Raw genomic sequence first — 11,603 nt, 5'->3', positions numbered from 1 at the left:
AAAGGCCCCTCCCCTACGCCGCTGCAACTCCGGCCTTCGCAGGCTTCTGTCCCAGCAGCAGGCCCAGCGCTGCCAGCACCAGCGCCGCCGCTGCGCCGTATGTGGCGCCGGGACCGAGGCGTGAGTACAGTTGCCCGCCACCGAGCGGCCCCGCCACCTGCGCTAGGGAGGCTAACGCCTGCGCGCCGCCCTGCACCTGTCCCTGCGCCTCGGCGGGAGCAGCGATAGAAATCAGTGCGCCCTGCGAGGCGTTGAAGATGCCTTCGCCAATAGCAAAAGCCAGCGTGCTGGCGTACAACAGGGCGGCGTGCGGAAAGACCACCAGCAGCGCCATCCCCAGCATTCCGGCAAACCCCAGCAACAGGCCCAGCACGGCCACGCCACGTTCCCCGAGAAGTCTGAGCAGGTGCGGCAGCGCAAAACCCTGCGCCACAATGTCGCTGAGGCCCACCAGGATAAACAGAGTGCTGGCCTGCGCCGGCCCCCAGCCCAGGGTGTCACGTCCCAGCAGGGCCGCCGTGACCTGCAGGATGGACAGCGGCAGGGCGAACAGCACGCTGACGGTCACCAGGCGCCGCACCGCCGGATGCGCCAGCGCCCCCGACAGCTGCCTCAGGGGATTGAGGTGTGCCGCGTCGAAGTGGGCGCTGCGGCGCGAGGCGGGCAGGCTTTCGGGCAACATGAACAGGCCCCACAGGACATTCAGCAAGCACACGCCCGCCGCCAGAAACATCGGGGCACCCAGGCTGACTTGCGCGGCCAGGCCACCAATCGCTGGGCCGACGATAAAGCCCGCGCCCACCGTCGCGCCGATCTGCCCGAACACCTTGCCGCGCTCCTCCTGCGGGGTGGTGTCGGCCACGTAACCGAACAGCGCTCCCATGCCGCCCGCGCACAGCCCGTCAATGATGCGGCCGGCAAACAGCATCCCCAGGCTGCCCCCGATACCGAAAATCACGTACCCGAGGGCCGAACCCAGCAAGCTGAGAATCAGCAGCGGACGCCGGCCATAAGCGTCGCTGAGCGCACCCAGGACGGGGGACGAGAAGAACGAGAAGAAGGCATAGGCGGCGCCCAGAAGGCCGATCACGGCGGCCTGTTGCGAGGCCTGGGGCACGTACTTCACCACCACGAACGGCAGCACCGGAAACACCAGACTGATGCCCACTGAGAACAGGAAGGCGGTGACCAGAAGAAACAGGATCGGGACTTTTGTGACCGGGGATTCATGCATACGCTCAGGCTAGATTTGGGTGCCTGGCGGGGTCTTGAACAAACGCGACACGCTCAGGGATGCCCGGCCCCATCGTCTCTGGAGCGGTAGGCCCGCTGTCTCACGACCTGCCCGAACAGCCCAGGCGTCATGAACGACAGCGCCCTGAACTCCCGTGTCAGGTGCGCCTGATCGGCAAAACCCAGCTCGTAGGCCAGTCCGGCCAACGAGAGGTCAGGGTCGACCATCAGCCGGTTGTGGATTTCCTCGAAGCGAATCAGGCGCGCGAGCGTCTTGGCATTGATGCCCACTTCCGAAACGAACAAACGCTCCAGCTGGCGGGAGCTGAGGCCCACCTCGTCGGCCAGGGTCCCCAGGCGCGTCTGTCCCAGCGTGCGGTAAAGGGTGGCCGCCGCCTGGATGCCCGCCCCCGATTCGCGGCCACGCTGGGCCAGCAGTTCCAGCAGCCAGGCGTCCAGCGTCTGCCGCGCTTCCTCCCAGGCCGAGAGCCGCACGAGTGAGCCGAGGGCACGGGTCAGCGCCGGATACTTCAGGCTCAGGTCCAGCGACACCGTGCGGGCGTCCCAGCCGAACAGCTGCCGCGCGCCCCAGGGCAGCAGTTCTGCGCCCAACACCTTATTCTCGCCCTCGGAGACCGCCCGCAGCGGCGTCAGGCTCAGCCCGGTCAGCAGAGCGTCCGGCAGCCGGTCCATGTTGCCGCCCAGCAGCGAACCCTGCCAGGTCTGCCCAGCGGAAAAAGACAGGCGCACCAGACGTTCCGGCAGGAAGCGGTGTTCCTCCCTGGCGCTGTGCAGACTTCCAGACACCTGAAAATAGTTGCGCACCAGATGGCCCAGGCGGGGGTCTGGCGCAAATTCCTGGTAGACCACGCCCCACTGTGGCAGACCGGCGCGCGGGGCGCATCCGCCATCAGGACGGGGGCGGGATGTCGGATTTCTTCAAGACAACTGGAGCGGAATGCTTAATGGCCCTTCAGGCTCAGCACCCGGTACGGCGTAAAGTCCAGAGTTGCCTCGCTCGCCTCTTCCAGCAGGTTGACAGGCGTCCAGTGCGTTACGCCCAGTCCATCTGGCACAGCTGTGCCGCGCGTGCCCTGAGACTCGTAGACCCTCAGCAGCAACGAATCATCGTCTTCGGCCAGCTTGAGGGCGCTCAGGCGCAGCGACGGATGACCGATGCCCAAGAGCCGTGCGCTGCCTTCGCCCTTTCCCGTTTCCGAGGTGAAAAAGCCGCGCAGCGGGGCGTTCAGATCATGGGCCTCTCGCAAGGTGCCATTGCGCCAGTCCCCGGCGTGCGGGTACAGCGCGTAGGTAAAGGCATGCTCTCCGGCGTCGGCGCTGGGATCGGGCGTGATCGGGGCCTTGAGCAGACTCAGTCCCAGCACGTTGCCGTGGGCGCTGTAGCCGTACTTGGAAGTGGTCAGCAGGCTCAGGCCGAAATCTCCCTCGCTGAGATCGGCGAAGCGGTGGCCCGGTACCTCGAACTGCGCGGCCTCCCAGGAGGTGTTGCGGTGGGTGGGGCGCGCGACCGTACCGAACGCGGTCTCGAAACTGGCCTGGGCCGCCCGCACGTTCAGGGGTGTCAGCGCGCGCAGGAACAGGCGGCGCGGCTGCCAGTCTACCTCGGTGTCGATCTCCAGCCGCCGGGACCCGGCCCGCAGGCGGTAAGTCTGCGTCACACGGCTGCCCTGCGCGTCGTACTGCACGCGGATGGCCTGCTCCAGCTGCCCCGGCAGGCGTTCAGGCCGCGCCACAGCGCTCAGGCGCACGCCACCTTCCGGGTAACTGGCGTCCAGTTCCCAGGCCTCCCACTCACGCGGCACGTCGGGGTACAGCCACAGCTGGTTGCCCGGCCCGGCCAGTGCCTCGCGCCCCAGCGTCCGGTCCAGCACGGATTCCAGGCTACCGTCGGGCGCTACTACCACACGCAGATGCTCGTTTTCCAGAGTGAGGGGGCTCGGGGCGGAGTTGCCGCCCGGTACCGGTTGGTCCGCATCCACGCCCAGGCAGAGGTAGCCAAGGCCCGGCACGGTGACGTTTCCGGTGATCAGCAGGCCATTTTCATCCGACTCGGTCTGAAGCGGTGTGCCGTCGGGGGCGCTCAGTCTCAAATCGAACTGACCCGGCAGCCGGAGCGACAGTGGACGCTCGTCGCAGCTCAGGTTCCACACCACCACGCGCTCACCGGTGCCGTGGACGTTGCTCAGGGCCTGCAGAGCATCGTCTCGGAGCGTTTCGGCCTGTGCCAGCGCCTCCACCAGTTCCCGGCGCGCATCGTCGTAAATCGCCCGCACCCCGGAGCCGGGCAGGATGTCGTGAAACTGATTGCGCAGCAGCACTTCCCACAGGCCCTGCAAGGTCCCGCGCGGATAGGGCCTGTCCAGCAGCCTGAACGCCAGGACACAGGCCGTCTCCGCGTCCCCCAGAGCATGCTCCAGGGCGCGGTTCAATTCCTTGATGCGCGCCTGGGTGGTGTAGGTTCCCCGGTGCAGCTCGAAGTACTGTTCTCCCACCCACACAGGCAGCGCCGTGTCCTCATCCACTCCGCCGTAGAACTCGGCCACGCGCGTCATCTGAAGACGGGGCAGGCCGGGAAAGTCGCGCAGGCGATCGTAGCGCTCCAGCATCTCGGAGGTGGGGCCGCCGCCGCCGTCGCCCCAGCCGAAGCTGAACAGAGAAGCGTCGTGACGGCGCTTGCCGCCAAAGTTCTGCCAGGTGTTCAGCACGTCGGGAGCCCCCAGCGTACCGTTGTAACCCTGGCCAGGGTTGCGGAAGCTGTGGGCCAGCACCTGCGTGCCGTCCAGCGCCTCCCAGCGGTACAGGTCATACGGGAACTTGTTGGTCTCGTTCCAGGTGAGCTTGGTGGTGAAGAAATACGGGATCTCTGCCGCCTGCAGCAGTTGCGGCAGATTTGCCGCGTAGCCGAAGGTGTCGGGCAGCCAACACACCCGCGCCCGCTGGCCGAAACGCGACTGGAAGTAGCGCTGACCGTACAGCAATTGCCGGGCCCAAGATTCGCCGGAGATCAGGTTGCCGTCCGGCTCCACCCACATGCCGCCCACCACGTCCCAGCGGCCTTCCTGCACGCGTTGCTGGATGCGAGCGAACAGCGCAGGGTCATCCTGCTCTATGTACGCGTAAATCTGTGCGGAAGACTGGTTGAAGGTGAAGTCGGGGTACCGTTCCATCAGCGACAGGACGGTGGCGAAGGTGCGCCGGATCTTGCGCCGGGTTTCCTTCAGCGGCCACAGCCACGCCAGATCGATATGCGCGTGGCCCGACAGCGCCAGTTGTCCGGCGGCGGGATACCGCGCCCGGATAGCGTTCAGGCGAGTGGCCAACTCCTTGCGGGCCTCCTCGAGCGCCGGGCGATCCGCGTCGGGGTAAGGCAGAGGGGTGCCAGTGAAATTCCACTCGTCCCACTGCTGACGCAGGCTGGCGCGCAACCGGGGTTCCTGCCAGGCCCGCGTCAGGTAGGCTGCGCCCCCGCCACGGGGCACAGGAACGCTGTTCAGTACGTCGCTTAGGGCATCGGCGATCAGTTCGGCAATGTCGCCGCGTCCGCCCTGAAGGAGCGCCGCGGCTGCCTCGTGTGCTGCTTCGAGATCTTCCACCACGGCACGCACCTGGGGATCCGGCAGCAGCAGCCGGGCGCGTTCCAGCCTGGGCGCGTACTCGGGCGAGCCAAACAGGCCGCGTGGCACCGCCTCGATTTGAAGCTGGAGGGTGGACGGGCCGCCCGCCTCCAGCCACAGCTCGGAGTGATAGGGATTCAGACCGCCGCGGGCCACCCCGTCCAGCAGGGCCAGCGCCTCCCCCCCCACCGACAGGTCAAGGACCACAGGCTGGCCCTGCCACTCGTGCGGAAGGTTGACCGTGGCGCTGAAGGTCACGGGCAGTTCACGGGCGGGCCACGCTTCCCCCTCGGCGATGGGCTGCTCGCCGCCGCTCCAGCGAAAGGTCATGTCCAGGGGAACGGAAGCGAGATCACGCCACGCGCGCAGTTCGGTCAGGCGGTTCTGGACACGGATCAGAGTCTGTTCGGTGGTTAGGGCGTGGGTCATGGGCTCCTTTCATCTCCTGCGCGGCCAGCAGGCGGGTGGACAGACAGCCCAGAAGCGCTGCCTCAGTGGGGGAACTGTCCGTCGATTGAAGGTGGGAGGCATTGAAGGGAAGCCGAACCCGCACAGCACCGGGAATGGGGCCGGATCTGGGCTGGCCCTAGCGGATCGGGTCAATTTCCGACAGAGAGGTGGAGGCCGATTCGATGCGCTGAGAGCGGGCCTGACCCACGATCTTGCCGTCCAGCGAGTGCTGCGCCATCACGATGGTCTGGCACAGCAGCAGCAGCGAGGCGCTGACGCTGGGGGTCAGCACCCTCAGGCGCCCGGCGCGCAGCAGCACGCCCTGGTCACCATCGGTCAGGATCAGGACGTGCGGCCCCACCAGCAGGCCTGCGCTGTGCGGATACGGCCACGAGCGGGCGCGGCAGGCCATCAGCTCCTGTCGCCAGGCGTCGGTATTCTCGGCATGCTCCTCGCCGTGCCCTGCCCGTTTGGCCCCCCGACTGAGCTGCGTGATCAGGGTGCGGATCAGTTCGCCGGAATCGTCGGTCACACGGCGCAGCGCCGAGACCAGTTCCGTGCGGCCCACATCGCCGCCGTGCCAGTTTTCCGTCAGCTCCAAGAGCGTCTGCATGTCCTGTGATTCGTCCATAAGCGGGCCTCCGGCGCGGTGAACTGTCCCGAACTCTTGAGCGACTCTAGAGTATCTGAGACAGAATTTTCCAAACGCTCCTTTGTCTTTTCCCAGATTCATCTCCCTCACTCCCCAGGAGACCCCGCAGGATGACGCAGCCCCAGAGTCTGTTCGACGTAGCCATTAACGGAGAGTACATGCCCAGTCGCCGGGTGCCGCATGCCGACATCATCGTCGCAGCCTGGCAGCGGGACAGCGCCGCCGTTCGGGAGGAACGCTTGCCTGCTGAACTGGCTTACGGCGCAGGAGAGCACGAGCGGCTCGACGTTTTCGCGCCGGAGGGCGCGGCGCGGGCCACCCTGCTGTTCATTCACGGCGGTTACTGGCAAGCGTTCTACAAGGACACCTTCTCGTACCTGGCCCCTCCGCTGTTGGGGGCCGGCCTGCGCGTGGGGGTCATGAGCTATGACCTGACGCCCACCGTGACGCTGGCGCGCATCGTGGGTCAGGCACGGCGGGCCACGGCGTTTGTCGGCGCCCGCTATCCAGGACCCCTGATCGTGGCCGGACATTCTGCCGGGGCACATCTGGCCGCCATGGTCCACGCCACCGACTGGGCTGCCGAGGGCCTGCCCGGAGTCACGCTGACGGGTGGGATTGGCGTCAGTGGACTTTACGATCTGGGACCGCTACGCCGCACCGAGTTGCAGCCGGTGTTGCGACTCTCGGAGACGGAGGCCCGCGCCCTCAGTCCCGCTTTCCTGCGCCCGACGAGCGCCGCACCGTTCACCGTGGCCGTGGGGGAGGACGAGTCGCCATCGTTCCTGTGGCAGTCCCAGCAACTCGCCGACGCCTGGCCAGGTGTGGCGAGCAGCGTCCGGCAGTTGCCGGGCCGCCACCACTTCGACGCGCCGGACGAGTTATTGGGGTTGGCGCTGGAAATGCTGGGGTGAAGCCCGCGTCACTCTGACGGGCAAGCCACGCTCTGGACCGTCCCAGGAGCGCTGGACGCCAACGGACTGACCCGTGACCGTCCCGGCTCGGTCCAAGAAATAGCACTCGCCTTGACAGTCACCCGGCAGACAGACTGGGGCGGGAGACACCATGAGTACCCCATCCACGCCGGACCCCCAGCGCTACGGCTAGGCCATTCCGCATCAGAAGGCACTACCCCCTTGAAAGCCATGTGGCGGTGATCGGCACGGGGTCCGGCGGCCTGATTGCCGCGCACCTGGCCGCCTCCAACAGCCAGCGCGTCTTGCTGATCGAGCGCGAGCTAACCGGCGGTGAATCCACCTTCACCGGTTGCATTCCATCGAAGACGCTGCTATCGATGTCCAGGACCGCCCATGCGGCCCGCCAGAGTGGGGCACTGGGACTGACCGCCGGACTGGACCACCGTCCGGGCCGAGATACACTGGATCATCAACGGTTTCAGGGACGTGGATTCGCCGGAGTCCATCGAGGCGCGCGGCGTACAGGTGGTCGGCGATCATTCCGTGTTCGTGTCGCCGCATGTGCTGGAGGTCAGGCACAGGGGCCAGATCCGCACCATCATGGCCGAGAAATTTGTGCTAGCGACGGGTTCTAGCGAATCAGGGGTGCGGTTGCAACTGATAGACGCCAGTCCGTGGAGGGACGCACCTGCTGGTGGCCGTGGGCAAGGCGCCGCGTGTGCAGAGGCTGGGCATGGAAGTCATCGGGGCCAAATTCGACGACCAGGGCCTGAAGGTTAGATCCAACATGCAGTCCACCTCGTATTCGCACCTGTGTGGGGCGGGCGACGTGGTAGGCGGGCCGATGTTCACGCACGGCGCGACTGCCCTGTGCGCACCTGCCACCCGGGTGGGGGACATTCCCTGCGTGACCCACACCAAGCCCGAGATCGCCCATTGGAGCCCGACCCAGGCACAGCCGTGAAGAGGTCCGGCGGGCACGAGGTGGTGGACTACGACTTTGCCCGCCTGAACCGCGCCCGCACTGAGCACGCCCCTGACTTCGTGAAACTCGTTGACCTTCAGGGTCTGCTAGGCTCCCCAGTGCGTTTGCGGGTGGTTGGCGCACAGGTGATGGGGATGCGCCGTGGAGCTGATCCAGATCTTTAGCCTGCCGGCGCGGCTGCATTTTCATCCCGCAAAACTGGCGCTGCTGCCCGTCGCGTACTCAACTTTCGGGGAGGCCGTGCGGCGGACCGACTTGGGGTTGGTAGTAGATGATCCAGCCTTCGGCCAATGTCGTCCCGGACAGGCCGCAAACCATGCCTAAGGTGGTGGGCATACGATCAGTCCTCGCACCGCCGCGCCAGACTGAAAGGAGGGGCATATGTTGGACGCTGTGGTGATCGGGGCTGGGTCAGCCGGACTGGCCGCTGCCTACTCGTTGCAGCGCCGCCATCTGAGTTTCGAGGTTCTGGAGGCGGGCGCTGCGGCCAGCGGCTCGTGGCCGGAGTACTACGACAGTCTGACCCTCTTTACGCCTGCCCACCACTCCGCGCTGCCGGGACTGCCCTTCGGCGGTGACCCGCACCATTACCCCTCTCGCGGGGAGATGATCGCCTACCTGCAGACCTACGCTGCCCATTTCAGCTTTCCGGTACGGCGGGGAGCGCAAGTGGTGGCGGTCCGGCATGTCAAGAAGCTGTTTGAAATTACGGCAAGGGATGGCCGGACTTGGACGGCGAGGGCCGTGATCTGTGCTTCCGGCACCTTCGGGCAGCCGCACTGGCCGCATCTGTCCAGAGCGGGCGAATTCCAGGGGCAGGCGCTGCATGCCTCGCAGTACCGCCGTCCCGTTCCCTTCGCGGGGCAGCGCGTGATCGTCGTCGGGGCGGGCAACTCCGCTGCGCAGATTGCCGCCGAACTGGGTCAGGTGGCGCGGGTGACGCTGGCCGTGCGCCGGGCACCGCAACTGTTCCCACAGCGTCCGCTCGGGCGGGACCTGACCGACTGGCTGGCGTGGACAGGCATCGAGAAACTCCCCCTCGGCGTGTTGGGACGCGTGCCAGACGTGCATCCAGTGGTCGCGGTGCCAGGACTGAGGGCCGCGCTGAGCAGCGACAATCCTGACCTGCGGCCGCTCTTTGAGGGCTTTACGCGCACAGGCGTCCGCTGGTCCAATGGCCAGGAAGAGGCCGTAGACAGCGTGATCTACGCGACCGGATACCGCTGGAACGGAGAGTATCTGCCCCTCGCGGCCCTGGACCGGCACGGCGAGCCGCAGCAACGCCTGGGCATCAGCACGGCCCTTCCCGGGCTCGCTTTCGTCGGCCTGCCGGGCCAGCGGACGGCCGCTTCCAGTACCATTCGTTCAGCCGGACCGGATGCCGAGTACGTCGTGGCGCGGCTGAGCGAACATCTGGAGAACCCTCTTGTCTAAAGTGTTGATGACTATCCTGACTGCCGCCCTGCTGCTCACCGCTTCCGGTCTGACCGCGCCCATGGACGACGCCCTGGCTGCTCTGAACCGGGGCCAGCCCAGCGTGACCGTTGCGCTGCTCCGGGACAATCGGGACGCGCCCGCCCTGAGCTTACTGGCCCGCGCCTACGTGGGGCAGTCGGTCCTTGTGGATGGCAGGCCCGAAAAACAGAGGCTGTACGCGGCCTCGGAGGCTGCCGCGCGGGCGGCCGTGGCCGCTGACGGCCGCGCCGCTGAAGGGTACGTGGAACTGGCGAACGCGCTGGCGCTGCAATTGCAGGGCGCTGGCGTGGTGCGGGCCACCCGGACGGGCCTGGAGATCCGGCGGCTGTTCGAGCAGGCCCTGAAACTGGACCCGGCGCAGGCCCGCGCCTGGATGGGTCTGGGCACCTGGCACGCACAGGCGCTGGGCCTCGGCGCCCTGGTGGTCCTGACCACCGGTGCTAGTGAGGACACCATGCGCATGAGCCACCAGAAAGCCATCGCCCTGGCCCCCGGCGAGATCTTCTTTCGCCTGAGCTACGCCGACAGCCTGCTGCTGCTGGCCGGTCAGGACGTCCGCCGCGCCACAGGTCTGCGGCAGGAGGCCCGTCATCTTCTTGAGGGGGCGCTGGCGCTGAAACCGCAGACCTACTGGCAAAAGTACGACCAGGAACAGGTTCGTGAACGGCTGCGGGGACTGCCATGAACGTTGTGAGAAGAGAGACACCAGAGAAAGGAGCCCGGGGAATTCGCTGCCGGCACTTTGACAGCACGGTGCACCCATGACCCCTGCGGCCAGAGCGGACCGCTCTGCGGACCATCTGGCCGTGCTGGAGATCCTCTCGCGCTTCGCCGAAGACCTGACACAAACCGCCGAGCTGCCAGAATAATTGCAGCGGATAACCGAGGTGTTGAGACAGACGCTTGGCGACGTGACCGTCACGTTGTTCACCCTGGAGGCAGACTCGGATCGCTGGCAGCCGGTGGGTGGCGTAGACCAGACGGCGCAGGAGGACGGTTTTACCGTCAATTCACCAGCGCTGCTGCACGTTCTCAGCGGGCAGGAGCCGATCTTTTTCGGTCATTCTTTGTCGCCCGGGCTTGACCTGGGCGCGCTGGCCCCCGCAGGTGCAGGGGCGCTCTATCCCTGCGTCCAGGAAAACGAAACCTGTGGCCTGTTGCGTGTGACACTGGCCGACGGGCAGGACTGGAACGAGGCTGGCCAGGCCACCTTCCGCACCGTGGCGGGCGCCCTGGGGCTGGGCCTGCGGCACTGCGCCACGCGCAAATAGACAGGACAGGATGAAGCGGCAACTCGAAGACCAGACGGCGGCGTTGGAGGTTTTTACCGCTTTCACGGAACGGGCCGCCCGTGAGACCGATGTGCTGGCCCTCAGTCGGGAGGCCTACACGGTGAGGACGCGCATTTCACCGAGTACAGCGGCGCGTACTACGAGATTCAGGACGGACTGTGGAAGGCCCTGAGCTGGACAGACGAGATGACGCCCGAACAGGTCGACATGGTCCGCGCCGGGCTGCCGCTGAACGTTCCGTCCTTCACGCGTGCGCTGGAAACCCGGCAGCCGGTGTTCATCGACGGCTGGAACGCGGCGCGCGAGCAAATCGAGAACACCGATGTCTTCGGCCCGGTGTGTATCTACCCGGTGGTGGGGCAGGAGGTACGCGGCATCTTTACCGTGGGGCTGCGCCTGGGTGAGCAGTGGCAGAGCCGGGACCGGGGCCTGATGCGGGCGCTGGGGCGCAGCCTGACGCTGGCCGTGGAACGCGGTGAGGGTGCCCGGCAACAGGCCGAGCAGAACGCCGAACTGCTGGCCCGGACGCGGGCGCTCGAGGCCTTCGAGACGCTGTCGCACGAGCTGGACAGCGCTGCACGCTTGCTGGTTGGGCGGTCTCTGGAAATCATGCTGTCGCAGATGCCGCCGGGGTTCGCGATGTCTTACGAACACGAGAACGGGGAAGGCGGCGATGGCCTCTTCCGGATCCGGGCACAGGTCGGCTCGATGCGCAATGACGATCTGCAACGCGCCGTGGATGCGGGCCTGCCGTACCGCTCAACCCTCAATCTGCGTCGCCCATTGGAAACAGGGCAGGCGCACTACCAGGACCATGACCGGCTGGACACCGATCGGCTGGGGGAAATGGACAGTCACCTGGGGGCCACCGCCGCCCTGCCCATTCTGGTCAGCCAGCAGGTCCGCGGCGTGCTGGCCCTGGCTCTGTTCAAGGAAGACAAAGACCTGGACCGCCACTGAGCG

The 11,603-nt window shown here is 66.7% G+C and carries 13 protein-coding genes; 9 read left to right on the top strand and 4 right to left on the bottom strand.

What is annotated here, in order from left to right:
• Window positions 1–13: 13 nt before the first annotated feature.
• The 4 genes from HNQ08_RS10480 to HNQ08_RS10465 all read right to left on the bottom strand — a co-directional run bounded on the left by HNQ08_RS10480 (window position 14) and on the right by HNQ08_RS10465 (window position 5,949).
• Window positions 14–1,234 carry an MFS transporter gene (locus HNQ08_RS10480; protein WP_184131196.1) on the bottom strand — a complete coding sequence of 407 codons (1,221 nt, stop codon included), beginning with the start codon at window positions 1,232–1,234 and terminating at the stop codon, window positions 14–16.
• A 53-nt stretch (window positions 1,235–1,287) separates the two neighbouring features.
• Window positions 1,288–2,103: a helix-turn-helix domain-containing protein gene (locus HNQ08_RS10475; RefSeq protein WP_184131193.1), complete on the bottom strand. Its 816-nt coding sequence runs from the start codon at window positions 2,101–2,103 to the stop codon at window positions 1,288–1,290.
• A gap of 92 nt (window positions 2,104–2,195) precedes the next feature.
• On the bottom strand, window positions 2,196–5,297 hold the full coding sequence (locus HNQ08_RS10470) for an alpha-mannosidase (protein WP_184131189.1): 3,102 nt from the start codon (window positions 5,295–5,297) through the stop codon (window positions 2,196–2,198).
• 157 nt (window positions 5,298–5,454) lie between these two features.
• Window positions 5,455–5,949 carry a hypothetical protein gene (locus tag HNQ08_RS10465; protein ID WP_184131186.1) on the bottom strand — a complete coding sequence of 165 codons (495 nt, stop codon included), beginning with the start codon at window positions 5,947–5,949 and terminating at the stop codon, window positions 5,455–5,457.
• Window positions 5,950–6,080: 131 nt separating this feature from the next.
• Between HNQ08_RS10465 and HNQ08_RS10460 the strand changes: the two genes are divergently transcribed.
• From HNQ08_RS10460 to HNQ08_RS10420, 9 genes are all read left to right on the top strand, one after another.
• The gene (locus tag HNQ08_RS10460) at window positions 6,081–6,884 is read left to right on the top strand and encodes an alpha/beta hydrolase (protein WP_184131182.1); all 804 of its coding nucleotides are present in this window, start codon (window positions 6,081–6,083) and stop codon (window positions 6,882–6,884) included.
• A gap of 233 nt (window positions 6,885–7,117) precedes the next feature.
• Entirely contained in the window at window positions 7,118–7,522 is a 405-nt protein-coding gene (locus HNQ08_RS28200; RefSeq protein WP_425321343.1) for an FAD-dependent oxidoreductase, read from the top strand.
• 59 nt (window positions 7,523–7,581) lie between these two features.
• The gene (locus HNQ08_RS10450) at window positions 7,582–7,851 is read left to right on the top strand and encodes a hypothetical protein (RefSeq protein WP_184131176.1); all 270 of its coding nucleotides are present in this window, start codon (window positions 7,582–7,584) and stop codon (window positions 7,849–7,851) included.
• The gene (locus HNQ08_RS10445) at window positions 7,848–8,036 is read left to right on the top strand and encodes a hypothetical protein (RefSeq protein WP_184131173.1); all 189 of its coding nucleotides are present in this window, start codon (window positions 7,848–7,850) and stop codon (window positions 8,034–8,036) included. The genes HNQ08_RS10450 and HNQ08_RS10445 overlap by 4 nt, the downstream gene beginning before the upstream one ends.
• Window positions 8,014–8,196 carry a hypothetical protein gene (locus tag HNQ08_RS10440; protein WP_184131170.1) on the top strand — a complete coding sequence of 61 codons (183 nt, stop codon included), beginning with the start codon at window positions 8,014–8,016 and terminating at the stop codon, window positions 8,194–8,196. Before HNQ08_RS10445 ends, HNQ08_RS10440 begins: the two co-directional genes overlap by 23 nt.
• A 57-nt stretch (window positions 8,197–8,253) precedes the next feature.
• Window positions 8,254–9,306 (top strand): flavin-containing monooxygenase, encoded by a 1,053-nt coding sequence (locus tag HNQ08_RS10435; RefSeq protein ID WP_184131167.1) that lies wholly within the window; start codon window positions 8,254–8,256, stop codon window positions 9,304–9,306.
• Window positions 9,299–10,033, top strand: coding sequence for a hypothetical protein (locus HNQ08_RS10430; protein ID WP_184131164.1), 735 nt, complete (start codon window positions 9,299–9,301; stop codon window positions 10,031–10,033). The genes HNQ08_RS10435 and HNQ08_RS10430 overlap by 8 nt, the downstream gene beginning before the upstream one ends.
• 226 nt (window positions 10,034–10,259) lie before the next feature.
• A complete protein-coding gene (locus tag HNQ08_RS10425) occupies window positions 10,260–10,619 on the top strand; it encodes a hypothetical protein (RefSeq protein ID WP_184131161.1) in 360 nt (119 codons plus the stop codon).
• Window positions 10,620–10,826: 207 nt separating this feature from the next.
• The gene (locus HNQ08_RS10420; RefSeq protein ID WP_184131158.1) at window positions 10,827–11,600 is read left to right on the top strand and encodes a hypothetical protein; all 774 of its coding nucleotides are present in this window, start codon (window positions 10,827–10,829) and stop codon (window positions 11,598–11,600) included.
• Window positions 11,601–11,603: the final 3 nt, after the last annotated feature.

This window comes from Deinococcus humi (assembly GCF_014201875.1).
Lineage (GTDB): Bacteria > Deinococcota > Deinococci > Deinococcales > Deinococcaceae > Deinococcus > Deinococcus humi.
This window is presented reverse-complemented; position numbering and strand designations above follow the sequence as displayed.

Coding starts and splice junctions, on each gene's coding strand:
- HNQ08_RS10480 (WP_184131196.1), bottom strand. CDS start 1,234: ATGCATGAATCCCCGGTCACAAAAGTCCCGATCCTGTTTCTTCTGGTC.
- HNQ08_RS10470 (WP_184131189.1), bottom strand. CDS start 5,297: ATGACCCACGCCCTAACCACCGAACAGACTCTGATCCGTGTCCAGAAC.
- HNQ08_RS10465 (WP_184131186.1), bottom strand. CDS start 5,949: ATGGACGAATCACAGGACATGCAGACGCTCTTGGAGCTGACGGAAAAC.
- HNQ08_RS10460 (WP_184131182.1), top strand. CDS start 6,081: ATGACGCAGCCCCAGAGTCTGTTCGACGTAGCCATTAACGGAGAGTAC.
- HNQ08_RS10435 (WP_184131167.1), top strand. CDS start 8,254: ATGTTGGACGCTGTGGTGATCGGGGCTGGGTCAGCCGGACTGGCCGCT.
- HNQ08_RS10420 (WP_184131158.1), top strand. CDS start 10,827: ATGACGCCCGAACAGGTCGACATGGTCCGCGCCGGGCTGCCGCTGAAC.